A 19089-nucleotide genomic window follows, 5' to 3' on the forward strand; every position below is an offset into this window, starting at 1 on the left:
GGCGGCCACCGAAATTGTATCGAAATTGTTTGAGGAACAGGTGCCGCCATGGCCGTCCCCAAGAGGAAAGTATCGCCCCACCGCCGCGGCAACCGTCGTGCGCATGATTCGCTGAAGGCAGAGGCCTTCCACGAGTGCTCGAATTGTGGCGAGCTGAAGCGTCCGCACAACCTGTGCACGCACTGCGGCCACTACAACGGACGCGAAATCATCGCCGTCGGTCTCTAAGACCGTAGCCAAGACCCGGAGACGCACATGAGTTTGCCGCGTATCGCTGTTGATGCGATGGGCGGCGACGAAGGCGTGCGCGTGATGGTCGAAGGCGCCGCGCTTGCGCGTCGGCGCCACGACAAGTTCAAGTTCCTGCTGGTCGGTGATGAGGCGCGCATCAAAGCGGCGCTCGAGAATCATCCCGGCATGTCGGGCGCATCCGAGATACTCCATTGCGATGATGTGATCGCGGGCGACGAGAAGCCTTCGAAAGCGCTACGTCGTGCCAAGACCACCAGCATGGGCCTCGCCGTCGATGCGGTGAAGCAGGGCCATGCCGGTGCCGCCGTCTCGGCCGGCAATACCGGTGCGCTGATGGCGATGAGCAAGCTGGCGCTGCGTACTATGCCCGGGCTCGATCGCCCGGCGCTCGCGGCACTGCTGCCGACACTCGGCGAAGATGACGTCATCATGCTCGATCTTGGTGCGAATCGGGATTGCGACGCCCGCAACCTTGTGCAGTTCGCGATCATGGGCGCAGCCTATTCACGTATCGTGACCGGGCGCGAACGTCCGCGCGTGCGCTTGCTCAACATCGGGACAGAAGAAACCAAGGGCACCGAGGATATCCAGGCCGCGGCCGAGGCATTGCGTGCCGCCACCGGTCTCGCGATGGACTTCGAAGGCTATGTCGAGGCCGACAAGATCAATCGCGGCGAATGCGACGTAGTCGTTTGTGACGGTTTCTCGGGCAATATCGCGCTCAAGGCGATCGAAGGTGCGGCGCGCTTCGTCACCGACCTGCTGCGCAGCGCGTTCACCTCCAGCCTGCGCTCGAAGATCGGTTTCCTCGTCTCGCGCCCTGCGACTGAACTGCTGCGTCACCATCTCGATCCAAACAATCACAATGGCGCGGTTTTCCTGGGCCTGAATGGTGTTGTGGTGAAGAGCCACGGTAGCGCCAATGCCAAGGGCGTTGCCAATGCGGTAGAAGTCGCAGCGCGACTGCTCGAAGATGATATTCTCAACCGCATCCGTCACGATCTGGGCGAAGTGGGCACAGAAGGGTTGGTCGCTAAGTGATCCGTTCGGTTATCCGGGGTACCGGTTCGGCACTGCCCGAACGCTGCGTCAGCAATGCCGAAATGGCGCAGATGGTCGATACCTCGGATGAATGGATCGTCGAGCGGACCGGCATCCGCCAACGCTATATCGCTGGTGAGGGTGAAACCACTTCAACGCTGGCTACAGCCGCAGCTCGCGCCGCTCTTGAAGCGGCGGGAATGGATGCGAGCGAGATCGGTCTGATCGTGCTGGCAACGGCAACCCCGGATCATACCTTCCCGGCCACGGCGACGCAGGTCCAGGCCGCGCTTGGTTGCGGCGGCGGGATCGCCTTCGACGTCCAGGCGGTCTGTTCTGGCTTTCTCTATGCCCTGACTACGGGCGATGCGATGCTGCGGACCGGCATGGCGAAGAAGGCACTGGTGATCGGCGCGGAGACTTTCAGCCGTATCCTCGATTGGGAAGATCGCACTACCTGCGTGCTGTTTGGCGATGGCGCGGGTGCGGTGGTTCTGGAAGCGCAGGATGTTGCGGAAGACGGCCCGGGGATTATTGCCAGCCGCCTGCACGCCGAAGGCGCACACTGTGACATGCTATTCGTTGATGGCGGCCCGTCGACGACGGGCACTGTTGGCAAGCTGCGGATGAAGGGGCGCGAGGTCTTCCGGCATGCCGTGGTAAACCTTGCGGACGTACTTAAGGAAGTCCTTGAAGACACGGGGTTAAGTTCGGCGGATATTGACTGGGTGGTGCCTCACCAGGCTAATGCCCGGATCCTCGACGCGACTGCGCGCAAGCTGAACCTGCCCGCCGAAAAGGTTGTGGTCACAGTCGATCAACACGCCAATACCTCGGCCGCGTCGGTGCCGCTTGCGCTCGATGTTGCGGTGCGCGACGGGCGCATCAAGCCAGGCGATTTGGTCATGTTCGAGGCCATGGGCGGGGGCTTCACCTGGGGCGCTTCGCTGGCCCGCATGTAAGGTCGGTCGAAAAAACCAACGTCAACATTGCGATTCGCGCGACAAACCCTTAGTTTGTCAGACGAACTTCACTCAGGGTCGCACCGGGGGAAGGGAAATGGATAACATGCGCTCCGTTGGCACGTTGACCCGTGCAGACCTCGCCGAAACGATCAACCGCAAGATGGGCCTGTCGCGTGCCGAATCGCTCGACATGGTCGAAGCGATCTTGGGGAAGATGTGTGACGCGCTGGCGGCCGGTGAGAATGTGAAGATCTCGGGCTTCGGCAGCTTCGTGCTGCGCGACAAGAAGGAACGGATCGGCCGCAACCCCAAGACCGGGGTCGAGGTGCCGATCACGCCCCGCCGGGTGATGACGTTCCGGGCGAGCCAGCTGCTCAAGGAACGCATTGCCAACGGCTGAGGCCAGGGGAACGCAAGGCATGGCGGTATTCGACGACGGCAAGGACGAAGGCGCGCTGCGCACGATCGGCGAGGTAGCCAAGGCCACCGGGATCAAACCCCATGTCCTGCGTTATTGGGAACAGCAGTTCCCGATGCTCAAGCCGCTCACTCGTAGCGGTGGTCGCCGGTATTACCGGACTGAAGATGTGGCACTGGTCGAAACTATCGATCGGCTCGTCAATCGCGAGGGTTATACGCTCAAGGGGGCCAAGGCAGCGCTGAAGAGTGGTGCCGCGGACGAGGTCGCGAGCCAATCTACGCCGGCACCACGGGCACCAGCAGCTGAAACACTATCGGTTGGGGATGACGTTCTGCTGCGTCTCAAATCGATCCGCGACGAACTCAAGCGCGCGCTCGCAGCCTGACCTAGGTCAGATTCTGGCAGCGCCCAGTTCTTCTAGCCAATGACCCAACTGCGTGCGCAGCACGTGGCTGCGCATTGATGGACTGAGGTCCTCGTCCAGCACTTCCAGTACTTCGAACGCCAGGTCTTCATCGCCGCCCGCGTTCCACGCCGCCTGCAGCGCGCGATGCGGGTTGCCGCCCTGTCTGAGCGTGAACCACACGCGGTTGCGGATCGTTGAAAGATCGGGGGCGCTTCCGACCCAGACCTGGCCGGACGCAAGGCTGCGGATCGCGTAGATACCGCTTTCGATCATTCGATCCTTGTACGCCGTGATCGCTGCCTTGCGATGCTGGGTTTTCATGAGTCGCGTCCTTTCGGGTCGATCGCTCATAGCGAGGGCACAGACATTTCACAATATTACCCGGATAAATGTTGACTGCCAGAAATTTACCCGGGTAATGGAGGGTATGGCCAACTCCCTTTCTCAACTCTGCACTGCCTTTGTCGGTGACCGCCAGATCGCCAGTGGGCCGCTTGTCGAGGTGGTGATGGCGATCATGACCCGTCCGGGTGATGGGGCACATGATCCGGTGCTTGTTTTCGACGATGCCAACGGGCGCGTGGTCGACCTCGACCTGAGGGGGACGCCGGCAGATGCCATCAGGCGGCTGGCTGAGACTGAATCTCTGAAGGCTAAGACGGCAGAGACTCGTCAGGTGGCCAAGCCGCGCAGACGCGGTCGCCCCAAGCTTGGTGTCGTCCCGCGCGAAGTCACTCTGCTTCCGCGCCAGTGGGAATGGCTCGCAGCCCAGCCCGGCAGTGTGTCGCAGGTGCTGCGCAAGCTTGTCGACGAGGCGCGCCGTGCCGATGGCGGCTTGGCGCAGCGTGCAGCGCAGGAGAGGGCCTATCGTTTCCTATCGGCGAAGGCTGGCGATCTTCCCGGCTATGAAGAGGTGATCCGCGCATTGTTCGCAGGCGACAGGGCGGGGTTTGACGAACGCATGGAATCCTGGCCGCAGGATATGCGCAACTACGCGTTAAGGCTTGCCGGAGCTTAGACCCGCCGCCCTAGCTGAACATCCTAATCCCTTACTTAGGAGTCTAGGCGACAGCCGCGCCGAACAGCTTTCCGACAAGCGCGGTTACGACCATCGCCATTGCCCCCCAGAAGGCAACGCGCAAAACTGAGGGAACTGTCGGGGCGCCTCCAGCTCGGGCGCCAAGCGCGCCCAAGACCGCAAGACAGACCAGTGAAGCAACTGCGACCGACGGGACCATCATGTCCATTGGCGCCAAGGGCACCACCAGCAGCGGCGCTGCGGCACCGGCAGTAAATGTCAACGCGGAGGCCATGGCGGCCTGCAGCGGTCGGGCTGTTGTTATCTCGGAAATGCCGAGCTCGTCGCGGGCGTGCGCCGCGAGGGCGTCGTGCACCATCATCTGCTTTGCGACGAGCGCTGCAGTCTCCGGATCAACACCCCTGTCCTCATAGACCTTGGCCAGTTCCTTGTGTTCGAAATCGCCGTCGGTCGCGAGCTCTGCCGTCTCCCGCGCAAGGTCGGCCTTCTCGGTATCCGCCTGCGAACTGACAGAGACATATTCGCCCGCCGCCATCGACATGGCCCCCGCAAACAGCGAAGCCATGCCCGCGACGAGAATCTCGCTGCGACCGGTGCCCGCGGCGGCAACGCCGACGATTAGACTGGCGGTGGAAACGATACCGTCGTTTGCGCCCATCACTGCCGCCCTCAGCCATCCGATCCGTGATGTCGCGTGGGCTTCGATATGTTTGTGCAGACGGCTCATCGCCGGATCCCTTTCATAAACTCGCTTGGTCCGATGCGGCGGGTGGGAACCCTCATTCCGCCGCGAGCAATTCCTCGGCGCCGCCGAGGTCGACGCTGACCAGGCGACTTACGCCCTTCTCGATCATCGTTACGCCGAACAGGCGGTGCATGCGGCTCATGGTCACGGCATTGTGCGTGACGATCAGGTAGCGCGTGTCGGTCTCGCGGACCATCGCATCGAGCAGGTCGCAGAAACGGTCGATATTGGCATCGTCGAGCGGCGCGTCGACTTCGTCGAGCACGCAGATCGGTGCGGGATTGGTCAGGAACAGCGCGAAGATCAGCGCGGTCGCGGTCAGCGCCTGCTCGCCGCCCGACAGCAGGGTAAGCGATTGCAGCCGCTTGCCCGGCGGCTGAGCGAAGATTTCAAGACCCGCCTCCAGCGGATCGTCGCTGTCGACGAGCGCGAGATGCGCCTCGCCACCTTCGAACAGGCGAGTAAAGAGGCGGCGGAAATGGGTGTCGACTTGCTCGAAAGCGGTGCGCAGTCGTTCGCGGCCTTCGCGGTTGAGGCTGCCGATTGATCCGCGCAAGCGGCTTACTGCTTCGCGCAGTTCGGCCTGCTCTTCGGCATTGGCGCCATGTTCACTCTCGATCCGCTCCAATTCTTCGGCGGCGACGAGATTGACCGGGCCGATGCGCTCGCGGCTGGCCGTGAGGCGATCCATCTCCACGCTTTCGGCCTCGGCACTACCGATCTTGGTCTCATCGAAGGCAAAACGCTCTGCGAGCAACGGTGGTGGGCACTGGAAGCGCTCACCTGAGATGCGCGCCATCTCGATCCGTCGGCCGTCCTGGCTTTCCGCCCGGGCAGCCAGCCCGGCGCGGCTTTCGCGCGCTTCGGCCAATGCCTCGTTGGCGGTGGCGAAAGCACGTTCCGCGGCCTGCGCAACCCCGTTTGCCGCCGCGACTGCCGCCTCGGCTTCGGCGAGTTCCTTGCCCAGGCGTTCGCGTACCACGTCGCCTTGTTCGATCTCGCGCAACAGGCCTTCGGGCTTGGCGGCGACGACGGCGCGTTCCTGCTCGATCTCCTCGGCGCGGATCTCCATGTCCGAAAGACGCCGGGCGGCATCACCCGAACGGGCCTGCCATCCGGCCATGTCGCTTCGCTGGGCGCTCGTACGTTCGCGCGCGACCGCAAGCGCCTGGTCATGCGCGGCAAGTTCCGCCGCCCGTGCCTGCAGCAGCGATCGCGCGGCTTCGTTCTGCGCCCGCGCAGCCTCAAGCGTGGCCCGCCCGGCTGCCGGATCGGGCAGAGCGTCACGCTTGGCCTCAGCGGTCGCCACCTCCGCCTGGGTGGCCGTGATTACCTCGTCTTGCTCGCGCTCGGCACGAGCGAGTTCCTCGAGCTTTGCGGCAAGCCGCTCACGCGCCGCCTCGGCCTGGTCGAGGGCGCGCAATGCCTGCCGTTCTGCCTCGGCTGCAGCGGCCAAGTCACGCTCGGCGGAGACCAGGTCACGCTGGAGCTGGGACAGTTCGGTACTCGCCGTATCGAGTGCGGCCTGCGATTGTTCGGCGGCTTCGCGCAATGCAGGGAGTTGGGCTTCGAGATCGGCAAAGCGGTTGTCTGCCTCGAGCCGGGCCGCTTCAGCAGAGCCTTCGCCCCGGACTACCAGACCGTCCCAACGGCGCAGCTGGCCCGCCAGTGTGACCAGCGCGTGCCCCGGTGCAAGTGTGCGGCCGTCATCGGTCTCGGCGACGTGGACCAATGCGAGCAAGGCGCGCAGCTCATCGGGGGCGCTTTCGACATGTGCGGCAAGGCCGCCCTCGACTGGTGCGGGGGCAGCTGCGCCCGTCCAATACCGTCCCTCAGCATCGCCATCAGGCGCACCAAGCAGTGCTCGACCGTCGCGACCCAGTGCGGCCGCGACCGCGTGCTCGTAGCCCTTGGCTGCGCGGACACCGTCGATCGCCTGTTTGCGTCCGCTGCGCTTTTCCGCGGCGCGTTCGCGGGCGTCACGGTCGCGCTTGAGTGCGTCCCATTCACGCTGGACGCCCGATAGTTCGGCCTTGGCTTCGGCGAGGGTGGTCGATGCCTCGTCGCGCAAGGCCTGCAGCTCTGTCTTGCGAGCCTGCATGGCATCGAGGCGGGTGCGTTGGGTGGCCAAGGTGGCGGTCGCGGTGGCCAGCGTGGCCTTTGCAGCGTCGACATCGGCCCCGGGGTTTTCGCTTGCCAGCGCAGCACGCTGTTCCGCCATGCGACGACCCTCAGCCTCGACGCGATCAAGCCGGGTGCGAGCCTGCGCGATCTCGGCTTCGGCGACGCGCCATTCGGCCTCCACACCCGCATTGTCCGCGGTGGCCTTGGCCAGCGACAGTTCGGCAGCGCGGCTGGCTTTCTCGGCATCGTCATAGGCCCGTTCGAAGCCTGGGCGCTTGGTTTCGTCTTCAGCCAGCGCTTTCTCGCTCGCTGCCAGTTCGCGTTCGAGCCGCGAGAGCGCTTCGGCAGCATCCTTGGTCAGGCGATCGGCTTCGCCGCGATCCGCCTCCAGCCGCGCCTTCTGTCGGTCGAGGTCGGCGAGCCGCTCTTCCGCCGCCTCGAGCTGGCTGGTGAGGGTTGCCATGCGGTGGCCATGCGCTGTGGCATCGTCGCGCCGGTCGGCATGCTCGTCCCGCGCCTCGGCGAGCGCTTCCGCAGCCGCGCGCTGTGCCTTTTGCGCTTCGTCGGCGGCCCTCTGCATTTCTGCGACCCGCGCCTCGGCTGCCTGCGCGGCTTGCTTGGCTTCTTCGGCCGCCGCGGCCGCATCGCGCCAGCGCGCGAAGACCAAGCGCGCCTCTGCCGTGCGGATTTCGTCGGACAGCTTGGTATAGCGTTCCGCCTGCTTGGCCTGACGGCGCAGCGAGGCGATCTGGCTGTCCAGCCCAGCCATGATGTCTTCGAGCCGTTCGAGGTTGGTCTCGGTCTGGCGTAGCTTGCTTTCCGCATCGCGACGGCGGACGTGCAGGCCGGCAATGCCAGCCGCCTCTTCCAACATCATACGCCGTTCCTGCGGCTTGGCGGCGATGACCTGGGCGATCTTGCCCTGGCTGACCAGCGCCGGGCTGTGTGCTCCGGTCGCCGCATCGGCAAAGATCAGCGCGACGTCCTTCGCCCGAACGTCCCGACCGTTGAGGCGATACGCGGAACCGGCGCCGCGTTCGATCCGCCGCACGACCTCGAGTTCCTCGCCCTCGTCATCGGCGCCGTGCAGGACGACCTCGGCAAAATCGCGCTGCGGGCGGCTTTGCGTACCGGCGAAGATGACGTCTTCCATTCCGCCCGAGCGCATGGATTTGGGCGAGTTTTCGCCCATGACCCAGCGAATCGCTTCGAGCAGGTTGGACTTCCCGCAGCCATTGGGGCCGACGACGCCCGTCAGCCCCGGCTCGATATGCAGCGTGGCAGGTTCGACGAAGCTCTTGAAGCCGCTCAATCGGAGCTTCGAGATGCGCATCGTCGGCTCAGGCCCCCCAGCCGCCCCGACGCCTTAGCGGGCGCCGGCGCGCTGGAGAATGGGTTCTAGCGCTGACCAGGTGTTGGCTTCGACCGTCTGTCCGTTGAGCACGAAGGTCGGGGTTCCGGAAATCTTGAACTCGTTCGCATATTTCTGCGTCAAGTCGGCATCTTCCTGAAGCTTGGCCGCATCGGCAAGGCACGAGCGTGCCTGGTCTTCGGAAAGACCGCGCTGAGCGAAGAATTCGAGATAGCCCATCTGTTCGGCGGCGACCACGAAGCGTTGTTCGATCGGAAGCCGCATCGCGGCTTCGAAGGCAGCCTGGTTCGAGGTGAGTGGCGCCATGATCTCCTCGTGGCTCTTCCACACCTGGTCGGCCAGCGGCACGATAGCTTCGACAGTCCCGCACTTGGTCAGACGGCCAAGCAGCAAGTCGATCGGGCCGTGGATCGCGAACTGACGTACTTCGAAGCTGACGCGACCAGAATTGACGTAGTCGTTGAGCAATTCGTCCGAGCCTTCGATCCCGAAGCGGGCGCAGGTCGGGCAGGTGAGCGAACCGTATTCGATCAGCTTGAGCGGCGCATCGGGGTTGCCGACCAGTGTTCCGCCTTCGGGAGTGGCCATCGCCTTGTCGATCCACTGCGTACCTTCGGGGGCTGGGATTGCAGCGATCGCATCGCCTTCCAGCTTGGCCGTGTCATCTGCACCCGCACCGCAGGCGGCAAGTGCCAGGGCGAATGGGGCGGCGAGGGCGAAACGGAAGGTCTTGGTCATCTGGATCCTCGTGTCTGTACAGGGAAGGCTAGAGCAGGGGGTGATGCGAATGAAAGGCGGAAGGGGGGGTATCCACAGGGCTTTCCCCCGGATTCCGGCGTTTCAAGCTCGTCAGAGGGCCTCGTCGAGCTGGGGGCGAAGGACTTCCCACGCATGGGTCCCATCGAGTAGTTTACCGTCGAGCACGAAGCTGGGAGTGCCCTGCAGGCCATATTTGGTCACGTCGGCACGCGAAGTGCTGGCGATCTCCTGGGCCTTGCCCTCGTCCGCCAGGCATTTTTCTGCTTCGATGCGGCTGTAACCGCGGCTTTCCATGATCTCGTAAAAGCCAAGGTCGCTCGCGATCGCTTGGAAGCGCGCGGCGAGTGTGCCGAATTGCCAACGCGACTGTTGTGCCTGCGTGGTCTGACGCGCCTTCTCGATCCATTGCGGATAGCGTGATGTGAACGCTTCGTGGTTGAGAGCGAATTTCTTCGGATCGCCACATTGGGTGAGCAGTGCCGCCGTCAGATCCACCGGATCGCGGATCAAGTGACGAATCTCGTAGTTCATTCTGCCGGTGGGGATGTAGAACAGCTTGAGCGCACCATCGCCCTCGCGCGCGAAATCGGCGCAGTGCGAGCAGGTGTAGCTCATGAATTCAATAAGCTTTACCGGGGCATCGGGATTGCCCAGCAGGTGGCCGCCCTCGGTCTCGGTGACTGTCGCAATCCAGTTGCCGCGCTTGGGCGCTGGATTGTCCTCTGCACTGGCGCCAAGCGCCATGGCGCCGGCCGCAAGGAGGAGGATGGATTTGAGCAGACCCGCTTTCATCTTCACCTGGTATCGTTCCCGTCGTCTTGGTCACCGAAGCTGCGCGCGAGCGATTCGAGCACCGCACGCAATTCGGGATCGCCGATATCGCGCAGACTGTCGCCCAATTCCATCGGAATCGGCTTGAGCGACGGCGGCGCTTTGGGAGGGTCCCTGCCGGGCGGTGGCTTAACCTCACCTTGCCGCAGCTTGATCCGCGCGACGGCGCGATAGCCGAAGAAGCGGTTTACCCGTTCTGCGATTTCCGGGAGGATCTGCTGCACCAGCGGGGCATGGGCGGGCAGCACGACAAGATGCATGATCCCTTCGGATTTCTCGCCGGGCGGAAAGCGGATCATTTCCGGGGTGCAGACGCGGGCATGGGTTTCGCCGACGATTTCGGGCCAGCGGCTCACCACTGAGCTCTGCACGAATCCGAAGCGGCGGAATGCGCTGCGCCCGATCTGTGGCATCAGATCGCTGATCGGCTTGGCCGCACCTCCGCGCTGCCTTTCGTAGGGCTTGGCGCCCTTTGCGCGCTTCGGTTTGCTCTCGTCCCGTTCCATTGCGTCTGGGCCCATGCCATAGGCGGGGCGTGACCGCCACCGTCTCCGACTTGCTTCTCGACTGGTACGATGCGCATGCCCGCGATCTGCCATGGCGTGCGAGGCCGGGTCACGCGCCGCCAAGCGATGGCTCCTGGCCCTATCGCGTCTGGCTGTCCGAGGTCATGTTGCAGCAGACCACGGTTGCAGCGGTGAAGCCCTATTTCGCCGCCTTCACCCAACGTTGGCCGAGTGTCGAGGCACTGGCCGCAGCCCAAGAAGAGGACGTCATGGCGGCCTGGGCGGGGCTGGGGTATTACTCGCGGGCCCGCAATCTGGTGAAATGCGCGCGGGCGGTAGCCGAACTCGGCGGTTTCCCGACGAGCGAGGAGGAACTGCGCAAACTGCCGGGACTGGGTGCCTATACTGCGGCCGCAGTCGCCGCGATTGCCTTTGGCGAACGCGCGGTAGTGGTCGATGCCAATGTCGAACGCGTGGTCGCAAGGCTGTTCGCGATCGAAGAGCCTCTGCCCGGCGCACGCAAAGCGATCCGCAACCATGCCGAGCGCATCACTCCGGCCCGGCGGGCAGGCGATTTCGCCCAGGCGATGATGGATTTGGGGTCGGGGATATGCACCGCGCGCGATCCGAAATGCCTGCTATGCCCGCTTGCAAGCCAATGCGTGGGCCGCCACGCGGGCGATCCGGCTCGGCTGCCGATCAAGGCACCGAAGAAGGCGAAGCCCTTGCGCCAGGGCCGTGCATTCTGGGCCGAACGCCATGATGCGGTCTGGCTGGTCCGGCGGGAGGGGAAGGGCATGCTCGGCGGGATGCGTGCCTTGCCCGATGACGGTTGGAGTGCGCGCAGCAATGGGGCAGGCGGGCCGAAGGGGGAAACGCTGGGCCTCGTTCGGCACGGTTTCACTCACTTCGACCTCGAGCTTTCGGTCGAACAGGTTGCCGAACCATTTGGCGACGGCGAATGGTGGCCGCTTGAGGAGCTTGACAGTGCGGGCCTGCCGACGCTGTTCGCCAAGGCCGCGCGGCTAGCGCTTGCGCGCTAAATAATTCCGCCGCCGAGGCTGAGCCTGATCGCGGCGATGACCAGCACTACCAGGCAGAAGTTGCGCCCGCCGTTGCTCGACGAGAGCGCTCCCAGTCCCGCCCCGGCCACGGCGAAGGGCAGGGCAATCCAGTTGCCCCAGCCGAGCAACGGGATCGACGAAGGAATGGCGATGACCAGGGCGACAAGGCCCAGCAGGATCGAGATCAGGTTGAACATGTGTCTTATCTAGATAAGACAGTATGGAATTGCAACAGTTTCACTTCGCAATTGACCGTTCAGCATGGCTCCACCACTAATGCGCCGCCCACACCGGAGAGGAAATTCATGGCCTATCGCAGTTTCGAATCCCCCCAATTGTCGCGTCGCGCCCTGTTGCGTTCGGGCGCCTGGCTCACCGCCGGGGCAACGCTGGCCGGGGGGCCGCTGTCCAGCCTCGCACTGGCGCGCGAATCCACTTCCGTCTGGCCCGCGGTGACCTCTCTGGTTGAGAATTATGCCGGTTCGCGCAAGGTCGCGAACATGGTCGCCACGCTGGGCTGGGGCGACAAGGCTGCACAGGTCATATCGCAGGGTACCCTGGCCATCGGCGGCGCTACCAAGGCCGGACCCGACAGCCTTTATCGCATCTATTCCATGACCAAGCCGATCACCGGCATGGCCGCGATGATCCTGGTGGACGAGGGTAAGATTGGCCTCGATCAGCCGCTCGCGGAGGTCCTTCCGGCCTATTCGGAGATGATGGTCCAGAAGACCTATGACGGCTCGGTCACCGACCTTGTTCCGGCCGAACGCCCGATCACCATGCGCATGCTGCTGACCCACACGGCGGGCCTGGGATATGGCATCGTCCAGAAGGGGGCGATCAAGGATCTCTACGAAGACCAGGGACTGATCCCCGGCCAGGTTAGCCGCTTGCCTATTCCCGGCCTTGGCCGCGGCAAACCCGTGCATGGCCTCGATGTCTTCGCCGATCGGCTGGCCAAGGCGCCGCTGGTGCTGCAGCCCGGCACCAAGTGGAGCTATTCGGTCGGACTCGATCTGATGGGCCGCGTGATCGAGGTGGTCAGCGGGCAAAGCTTCGATGCTTTCCTCAAGGAGCGCATTTTCGATCCGACCGGGATGACCAGCACCTGGTTCACCGTTCCGGAGAGCGAAGTCGGTCGCCTGACGACCAATTACGGCATCCTTAACGGTACGCCGCTGCCGATGGATCCGGCGGCAAGCTCGATCTACCTCGACGTTCCGGCCTTCCCGATGGGCGGCGCGGGACTCGTCTCCAGCCCACGCGATTACGACCGATTCCTCGAAATGCTGCTCGGCTACGGTGTGATCGACGGCAAGCGAGTGATCAGCGAGGCGGCGGTGCGCGTCGGTACGTCCAACCTGCTGCCCGAATCCGCCACGACCAAGGGGACCTGGGTTGAAGGCCAGGGCTTCGGAGCTGGCGGGCGATCGAACGATGGTGCCTATGGCTGGGGCGGTGCCGCCGGCACGGTCGCTTTCGTCAGCTACAAGGCCGGTCTGCGCGCGAACATGATGACCCAATACATGCCGTCAGATGCCTATCCGCTGCATGCTGCCTTCCCCGAAGCGGTCCTTGCCGACCTTGCTGCGATGACTGGCGCGTGAGTTCAGGCATGCTGTCGTTCACCGGATCACGCCTCGACCGCGCAGATCACGTCCGCGCCGACCCAGACCAGTTGGCCGGATACATGAACTGGAAGGCGCGGCTGCTCGCGCTGGACGGGTTGATGCCTTCGCTCGACGATGAAGGGCGCCTGGCCTGGGGCACGCTGGCCGATGCCGCCGAAGATGCCGAGCTGTGCTTCCTCGGCATCGAAAATGGGAAGGCCTGTTTCGCCGCCGTCCCGCCGCGCGGCGATGCTTCCCCCCGCATGGCAAATCCGCAGTTGTGGTCGCTCATGGCGACGTTGCAACACGAAGACCTCGCGTTGTACGGCGGGGCGCGCAGCCTGGTCGATTGGCACGCGCGACACCGCTTTTGCGCACAATGTGGAGGTTCCACCGTGATCGCCAAGGGCGGGTGGCAGCGCAATTGCGAGGCCTGCGGCACCCAGCACTTCCCGCGCACCGATCCGGTCACGATCATGCTGGTCGAGCACGAAGGCCGGCTGATGCTGGGCCGTGGGCTCGGTTGGCCCGAAGGGCGCTTTTCCGCGCTGGCAGGCTTTGTAGAGCCGGGCGAGAGCATCGAGGAAGCGGTTGCACGCGAGGTCTTCGAAGAGGCCGGCGTACGTGTGCGCGACGTGACCTATATCGCCAGCCAGCCATGGCCTTTTCCCAGCCAATTGATGATCGGGTGTCACTCTTTCGCCGATAGCGACGAACTGGACATTGATACCACCGAGATGGCCGAGGTGGTTTTCTTCACTCGCGACGAGGTGAAGGACGCGCTGGCGGGGAACGGTCCCTTCGTGGCTCCGCCGACGCATGCTATAGCGCATCACTTGATGCATTGGTGGGTAAGAAAATGAGCGAAGCAAGAACCCTGCGTATCGACATCTGGTCCGACGTCATGTGCCCCTGGTGCCTGGTCGGCTGGGGTAATTTGCAGAAGGGGCTTGAACTGCTCGATGGCGAGATCGAAGCCGACATACGCTGGCACGCATTTGAATTGAACCCGGATATGCCGCGCGAGGGCGAGGAAGCCCTGTCGCATATCGCGCGCAAATACGGTTCGACCCCCGAACAGTCGCGCGCGAACCAGGCGCGCATGCGCGAGGCGGCACAGGGCGCGGGTGTGTCGCTCGACTATGAAGGGCCGGAGCCCGCGCCTGAACGCCGTATGTGGAACACTTTCGACGCGCATAAGCTGCTGACCTGGGTGTCCGAGGAATTCGGCCCAGAGAAGCAGACCGAGCTCAAGCTCGCGTTGTTCCGCGCGCATTTCAACGATCGGCGCGAGATCGGCGATCATGCAGTGCTGCTTGAAACTGCCGAAAGCATCGGGCTCGATCGGACGGCGGCCCAGGCCGCGCTCGACAGCGAGGAGCTGGCGCACAAGGTCCGCGCCGAAGAGCGTGCGGCTTGGGACATGAACATCACCGGCGTCCCGGCGATGGTCGTCGAAAATCGCTTCATGATCCCCGGCGCGCAGCCGCCTGAGGCTTATGCGACGGCGCTTCGCCGCGTGGCCGAACGGGTTCCTGCGTGAACGACTGGCTGCCCGCCACCGCCGTGATTACCGGCGGTGCGTCGGGCATCGGACTTGCCATTGCGCAAGAGCTGGCGGCGCGCGGAACCAGGGTCATGCTCGCGGACCTTCCGGGCGAGAAGCTCTCCGCCGCACAGGCCGCAATACCGGGCGCGCTCGCGCAATCCTGCAACGTCGCGAGCGAGAGTGAGGTTGAAGCGCTGGCCACTGCCGCGTTCGACCAGCTCGGCACGGTCGAACTGCTGCTCAACAACGCCGGTGTCGGCGGCCCGCGCGGCAAGCTGTGGGAAGTCGATCCGATAGCGGCGCGTGCACATTTCGACGTCAATTTCTGGGGCGTGTGGAACGGCTGCCGCGCCTTCGCCGGGCGGATGGCTGACCAGCAGATCGTATCGGCGATCTACAACACCGGCAGCGAAAACAGCTTGTTCTGCGCGGTCCCGCAAACGGCCGCCTATATCGCCGCCAAGCACGCCGTACTCGGCCTGACCGAGAGCCTGCGCGAGGACCTGCCCGAACATGTCCACGCCGGGCTGATCGTTCCCGGTTGGGTGTTCACGGCGATCGGCGATGCCCGCGTCATGCGGAACGGCATGGATGCGGGCGAGTTTGCGCGCATCACCGTGCCGCAAATCCTCGCCCGTCGTCGTTTCGTGGTTAGCCACCGCACCAATGTGAAGCGCATCGATGAGCGGATCGACGCATTGCGGGAAAGCTACGCCGAATTCGGGGTGGACGACGATATGGACGTCCGCGACGTGATCGCGCGATTGCGCGAAGGCCGCTAGATCAACCCCAGCTTCTCCAGCGTGCCGGCCAGCTGGCCCGGCAGCGCGTCACCGATATCCTCGCCCTCCTCCAGGTCGCGCGGGGCCTTGTCCTCGGAGAGATAGCGCCAGCCCTGGTGCGCGCGCTTGGGCTGTGGGTAGGTGCGGATCAGTCGCGTTTCCAGGTGGATGTGCCAGCGGCCGTCCTTCGCCTGCGGGAAGTCGATGATCGGAGAGCGGGCGACCAGCGTGTGGTTGAGAATCCAGTAGAGCGATCCGCCGATCATCTCTTCGTGCCGCTTTGGCAGGTAGCGCGTGGTCATCAGGAACGGTTCGCGCTCCTCGAACCAACCTTCGAGATCGGCGTAGCTTTTCGCCCCGAAGGCGATCTTGGTCATGTGCAACGGCATCGGTCTGCGATTTAGAGACTCTCTCCCAAAGCTCAACCGGGGAGAGGCGCAGGGTTCTCCATGTAGCAAGGTCGACCCTAGCGAAACCCGCTGCGTAGTTTGGCAGCGTCAGGGCATGCCCGCACCGACCGTCGCACGAACCGTGATGCCTTCGGGGTCGAAATCTTCGAGGCAGAAGACGTTGATCCCGACATAGTCCGGCGTCACGCGCTTGCGGTGGAAGGGGTAGATGCCGCAGGTCGAACAGAAGAAGTGCCGCGCGGTATGCGTGTGGAACTGGTATTCGGTCAGGCTTTCCGCGCCCGACAGCAGCTCGAACTCGCTTTCGTGCACCTTCACCATCAGCGCGTTCTTGCGGCGACATATCGAGCAGTCGCAGGTGGTGAGTTCGGGAAAATCGGTGGTGATACGGAAGGTCACGGCGCCGCAATGGCAGCTACCACGATAGTCCGCGACAGGTCGGTGTCCGCTCAAGGTCTAGCTCACTATGCCGCTCGCCACTGCGAGCCCGAGGAAGGCGAAAAAGCCCATGGAATCAGTGATCATCGTCACGAAGACGCTACTAGCTACAGCCGGATCCTGGTCAAGCCGCTCGAAAGCGACCGGGACGAGGACCCCGGCGGAACCGGCGATCAACACGTTGATCACCATCGCCAGCGCGATCACCGCGCCAAGCTGGGGCGTAAAGATTGCCGCGGTCGCCGCCCCGACCAGCAATGCGACGGTCGCACCATTGAGCATGGCGACGCGCATTTCGCGCCACAGGATACGGCGGGTGTTCGACCGGGTCAGCTGGTTGGTGGCGATGGCGCGCACGGTCACCGCCATGGTCTGCGTGCCCGCATTGCCGCCTATGCTGGCGACGATCGGCATCAGCACCGCCAGCGCAACCAACCTCTCGATCGCCGCGCCGAAGGCGGCGATGATCAGGCTGGCGACCAGCGCGGTGCCGAGGTTCGCCACCAGCCAGCGCACGCGTGCCGAATAGGCATCGCGGATCGGCTCGTTGATGTCGCCTTCGCCCGCACCCGACATCAGCAGCGCGTCTTCGCCCGCCTCTTCGGAAATGATGTGAACCACGTCGTCGACGGTCATCTGGCCAACCAGGCGGCCGCTCTCGTCAACCACGGCGGCGCTGATCAGCGCGTATTTCTGGAACATCAGCGCGACCTCTTCCTGGTCGAGCATCGCCGGGATCAGCGTCTGGTCGCGCTTCATCACGTCGGTCAGCGCGATCGCGCGCGGGGTGCGCAGGATCCACGAAAGCTGACAGGTGCCGACCGGGTGATGGCGTTCGTCGACCACGAAGACTTCGAGGAATTCGCTCGGCAGGTCGCGCCCGTCGCGCAGGAAGTCGATCAGGTCGCCGACGGTCATCGCTTCGGGCACCGCAACGAATTCGCGGCTCATCAGGCGTCCGGCGGTCTCTTCCGGATAGGCGAGCGCGGACTGGATCGCGATCCGGTCCTCCGCGTCGAGTTCGGCGAGGACCGCGCGCTGGTCTTCTTCGTCCAGATCCTCGATCAGCTGGACTGCGTCGTCGGTGTCGAGCTGTTCGGCGATCTGCGCCACCGCCTCGGCGGGCAGCGCTTCCATCATGTCCTCGCGGACGTAATCGTTCAGCTCGGCGATAACCTCGCCGCTCATCAGATCGGTGATCGCGGCGGCCAGCGGGGCGCGGTCGTCCTTCTCGACCAGTTCGAACAGGTCGGCGATGTCGGCGGGGTGGAGCGGCTCGACCAGGTCATAGACCGCCTGCGAGTCGCCTTCCTCCAGCGCATCTTCGACCGCGCGGACATATTCGGGCTTGAGCGTGTTCTCCTCGTCCATCCGCTCGTCGTCGATGCGGTCGTCCGGGCGCGCTTCTTCAACCGGCGTTTCGGCCAGCATCACATCGTCTTCGTCACGATCCAGAGGGGGTCGCTCATCCTCGGTCATGCGGGTTGCTCTAGGCGAGGGGGCTTCAAAAGCAAGCAGAGGGTGACACGCGGCCCACAGCCCCTATATCGGGCGCCAACCAGTTACAGGAGACATACGACATGGCCGATGAAACACTCACGCTCACGCTCGACTGCGGTGATGGAAAGGGCGGCGATGTCGTCATCAAGCTGCGCCCCGACCTCGCGCCGGGCCATGTCGAGCGGATTACCACGCTGGCCAAGGAAGGCTTTTACGACGGCGTGGTGTTCCACCGCGTGATCCCCGGCTTCATGGCGCAGGGCGGTGATCCGACCGGCACCGGCATGAGCGGCAGCGACAAGCCCGACCTCAAGGCCGAATTCAACAATGAGCCGCATGTGCGCGGCGTGTGCTCGATGGCGCGCACCCAGGTGCCCGACAGCGCCAACAGCCAGTTCTTCATCTGCTTCGACGACGCGACCTTCCTCGACCGCCAGTACACCGTGTGGGGCCAGGTCGAGAGCGGCATGGAACACGTCGACGCGCTGCCCAAGGGCGAACCGCCGCGTGCGCCGGGCAAGATCGTGAAGGCAACTGTGGCCTGACGAAACGCGAGGAGCCAGCAACGTGACAATGGCTTTCTGGCTCCTCTGCTTCGCCAGTATTTGCATTGGATACGGCGTGGGCTGGTTCAGCCCGCGCCTTTCCTTTTTTGGACCGGTGGGGCGCATTGCTGTTTTCGGGCTTCTGCCGGTCTGGCTTTACAGCGCGTTCATGGCGACCGCTGCCAGCACGGGCTCCTTTCGCGAGGACGCAGGCTGGTTTGGCGTTGGCCTGATGATGATCTCGCCCTTCGTTGCTCTCTGGTTTGGAGGCTTCTCTTCCGCAGTCATTATGCGGCGGCGACGGGCGCGCTTACGCATTGATAGCACCATCGCGAGCCGCTAATGCGCCCGCCTGCCATGAAACCGACCACTGCCCCTAAAAAGACCCCGCGCACCTACAGGGTCAAGAGCTTCGGCTGCCAGATGAACGTCTATGACGGCGAGCGCATGGCCGAGATGCTGGCCGAGCGTGGCATCCAGCCCGCGCCGGAGGGCGAGGAGGCGGACCTTGTCGTGCTCAACACCTGCCACATTCGCGAGAAGGCGGCGGAGAAGGTCTATTCGGACATCGGCCGCCTGCAGAAGGCCGACGGCACGAAGCCGCTGATCGCGGTCGCCGGCTGCGTGGCGCAGGCCGAGGGCGAGGAGATCATGGCCCGGGCGCCGGCGGTGAGCATGGTGGTCGGCCCGCAGGCCTATCACCGCCTGCCCGAGATGCTCGACAAGG

At 64.2% G+C, this 19089-nt stretch carries 23 protein-coding genes and 1 pseudogene; 14 read left to right on the top strand and 10 right to left on the bottom strand.

Annotated elements, in window-relative coordinates; all coding sequences use genetic code 11:
* The first annotated feature begins 48 nt into the window (after positions 1-48).
* From rpmF to AAFM29_RS06265, 5 genes are all read left to right on the top strand, one after another.
* Complete coding sequence (rpmF, locus tag AAFM29_RS06245; protein ID WP_173212176.1) at positions 49-228, top strand: 50S ribosomal protein L32; 180 nt, start codon at positions 49-51, stop codon at positions 226-228.
* Between the two features lie 27 nt (positions 229-255).
* Positions 256-1293: a phosphate acyltransferase PlsX gene (plsX, locus tag AAFM29_RS06250; protein WP_341711944.1), complete on the top strand. Its 1038-nt coding sequence runs from the start codon at positions 256-258 to the stop codon at positions 1291-1293.
* Positions 1290-2255, top strand: a complete 966-nt coding sequence (locus AAFM29_RS06255) for a beta-ketoacyl-ACP synthase III (RefSeq protein WP_341711945.1) — start codon at positions 1290-1292, stop codon at positions 2253-2255. Before plsX ends, AAFM29_RS06255 begins: the two co-directional genes overlap by 4 nt.
* A gap of 106 nt (positions 2256-2361) precedes the next feature.
* On the top strand, positions 2362-2658 hold the full coding sequence (locus AAFM29_RS06260; RefSeq protein WP_341711964.1) for an integration host factor subunit alpha: 297 nt from the start codon (positions 2362-2364) through the stop codon (positions 2656-2658).
* A gap of 19 nt (positions 2659-2677) precedes the next feature.
* Positions 2678-3064: a MerR family transcriptional regulator gene (locus AAFM29_RS06265; protein ID WP_341711946.1), complete on the top strand. Its 387-nt coding sequence runs from the start codon at positions 2678-2680 to the stop codon at positions 3062-3064.
* A 6-nt stretch (positions 3065-3070) separates the two neighbouring features.
* Here AAFM29_RS06265 and AAFM29_RS06270 read toward each other — a convergent pair whose 3' ends face one another.
* Positions 3071-3406: a GIY-YIG nuclease family protein gene (locus tag AAFM29_RS06270; protein ID WP_341711947.1), complete on the bottom strand. Its 336-nt coding sequence runs from the start codon at positions 3404-3406 to the stop codon at positions 3071-3073.
* Between the two features lie 106 nt (positions 3407-3512).
* Here AAFM29_RS06270 and AAFM29_RS06275 point away from each other — a divergent pair, with 106 nt between their 5' ends.
* Positions 3513-4103, top strand: a complete 591-nt coding sequence (locus tag AAFM29_RS06275) for a DUF2239 family protein (RefSeq protein WP_341711948.1) — start codon at positions 3513-3515, stop codon at positions 4101-4103.
* 43 nt (positions 4104-4146) lie between these two features.
* Here AAFM29_RS06275 and AAFM29_RS06280 read toward each other — a convergent pair whose 3' ends face one another.
* From AAFM29_RS06280 to AAFM29_RS06300, 5 genes are all read right to left on the bottom strand, one after another.
* Positions 4147-4851: a VIT family protein gene (locus tag AAFM29_RS06280; RefSeq protein ID WP_341711949.1), complete on the bottom strand. Its 705-nt coding sequence runs from the start codon at positions 4849-4851 to the stop codon at positions 4147-4149.
* Positions 4852-4903: 52 nt separating this feature from the next.
* A complete protein-coding gene (locus tag AAFM29_RS06285) occupies positions 4904-8326 on the bottom strand; it encodes an AAA family ATPase (protein WP_341711950.1) in 3423 nt (1140 codons plus the stop codon).
* A gap of 33 nt (positions 8327-8359) precedes the next feature.
* Entirely contained in the window at positions 8360-9103 is a 744-nt protein-coding gene (locus tag AAFM29_RS06290; protein ID WP_341711951.1) for a thioredoxin domain-containing protein, read from the bottom strand.
* A 111-nt stretch (positions 9104-9214) separates the two neighbouring features.
* Complete coding sequence (locus tag AAFM29_RS06295) at positions 9215-9916, bottom strand: thioredoxin domain-containing protein (protein ID WP_341711965.1); 702 nt, start codon at positions 9914-9916, stop codon at positions 9215-9217.
* 2 nt (positions 9917-9918) lie between these two features.
* Positions 9919-10461 (bottom strand): DUF721 domain-containing protein, encoded by a 543-nt coding sequence (locus AAFM29_RS06300; protein WP_341711952.1) that lies wholly within the window; start codon positions 10459-10461, stop codon positions 9919-9921.
* A gap of 29 nt (positions 10462-10490) precedes the next feature.
* On the opposite strand from AAFM29_RS06300, the gene AAFM29_RS06305 reads away from it, so the two are divergent.
* Entirely contained in the window at positions 10491-11504 is a 1014-nt protein-coding gene (locus tag AAFM29_RS06305; protein ID WP_341711953.1) for an A/G-specific adenine glycosylase, read from the top strand.
* On the opposite strand, the gene AAFM29_RS06310 is transcribed toward AAFM29_RS06305, so the two are convergent.
* Positions 11501-11722 carry a hypothetical protein gene (locus AAFM29_RS06310; protein WP_341711954.1) on the bottom strand — a complete coding sequence of 74 codons (222 nt, stop codon included), beginning with the start codon at positions 11720-11722 and terminating at the stop codon, positions 11501-11503. The two genes, AAFM29_RS06305 and AAFM29_RS06310, sit on opposite strands and share 4 nt — an antisense overlap.
* 108 nt (positions 11723-11830) lie before the next feature.
* Here AAFM29_RS06310 and AAFM29_RS06315 point away from each other — a divergent pair, with 108 nt between their 5' ends.
* The 4 genes from AAFM29_RS06315 to AAFM29_RS06330 are packed head-to-tail and all read left to right on the top strand — an operon-like array spanning position 11831 to position 15469.
* Complete coding sequence (locus AAFM29_RS06315; RefSeq protein WP_341711955.1) at positions 11831-13135, top strand: serine hydrolase domain-containing protein; 1305 nt, start codon at positions 11831-11833, stop codon at positions 13133-13135.
* A gap of 8 nt (positions 13136-13143) precedes the next feature.
* On the top strand, positions 13144-14001 hold the full coding sequence (gene nudC / locus AAFM29_RS06320; protein WP_341711956.1) for an NAD(+) diphosphatase: 858 nt from the start codon (positions 13144-13146) through the stop codon (positions 13999-14001).
* Entirely contained in the window at positions 13998-14681 is a 684-nt protein-coding gene (locus AAFM29_RS06325; protein WP_341711957.1) for a DsbA family oxidoreductase, read from the top strand. Before nudC ends, AAFM29_RS06325 begins: the two co-directional genes overlap by 4 nt.
* A complete protein-coding gene (locus AAFM29_RS06330; RefSeq protein WP_341711958.1) occupies positions 14678-15469 on the top strand; it encodes an SDR family NAD(P)-dependent oxidoreductase in 792 nt (263 codons plus the stop codon). The genes AAFM29_RS06325 and AAFM29_RS06330 overlap by 4 nt, the downstream gene beginning before the upstream one ends.
* Here AAFM29_RS06330 and AAFM29_RS06335 read toward each other — a convergent pair.
* The 3 genes from AAFM29_RS06335 to mgtE form a co-directional block, all read right to left on the bottom strand.
* The gene (locus tag AAFM29_RS06335; protein WP_341711959.1) at positions 15466-15858 is read right to left on the bottom strand and encodes a DUF1489 domain-containing protein; all 393 of its coding nucleotides are present in this window, start codon (positions 15856-15858) and stop codon (positions 15466-15468) included. The genes AAFM29_RS06330 and AAFM29_RS06335 overlap by 4 nt on opposite strands.
* A 108-nt stretch (positions 15859-15966) precedes the next feature.
* Positions 15967-16278 carry a GFA family protein gene (locus AAFM29_RS06340; RefSeq protein ID WP_341711960.1) on the bottom strand — a complete coding sequence of 104 codons (312 nt, stop codon included), beginning with the start codon at positions 16276-16278 and terminating at the stop codon, positions 15967-15969.
* A gap of 57 nt (positions 16279-16335) precedes the next feature.
* Positions 16336-17796 carry a magnesium transporter gene (gene mgtE / locus AAFM29_RS06345; protein ID WP_371830719.1) on the bottom strand — a complete coding sequence of 487 codons (1461 nt, stop codon included), beginning with the start codon at positions 17794-17796 and terminating at the stop codon, positions 16336-16338.
* 101 nt (positions 17797-17897) lie between these two features.
* On the opposite strand from mgtE, the gene AAFM29_RS06350 reads away from it, so the two are divergent.
* The 3 genes and pseudogenes from AAFM29_RS06350 to AAFM29_RS06360 all read left to right on the top strand — a co-directional run.
* Entirely contained in the window at positions 17898-18362 is a 465-nt protein-coding gene (locus tag AAFM29_RS06350) for a peptidylprolyl isomerase (RefSeq protein WP_341711961.1), read from the top strand.
* 28 nt (positions 18363-18390) lie between these two features.
* A complete protein-coding gene (locus AAFM29_RS06355) occupies positions 18391-18705 on the top strand; it encodes a hypothetical protein (protein WP_341711962.1) in 315 nt (104 codons plus the stop codon).
* 14 nt (positions 18706-18719) lie between these two features.
* Positions 18720-19089, top strand: a pseudogene (locus AAFM29_RS06360) (tRNA (N6-isopentenyl adenosine(37)-C2)-methylthiotransferase MiaB); the annotation flags it as partial.

It is taken from the genome of Erythrobacter sp., assembly GCF_038133525.1.
Classification (GTDB): Bacteria; Pseudomonadota; Alphaproteobacteria; order Sphingomonadales; family Sphingomonadaceae; genus Qipengyuania.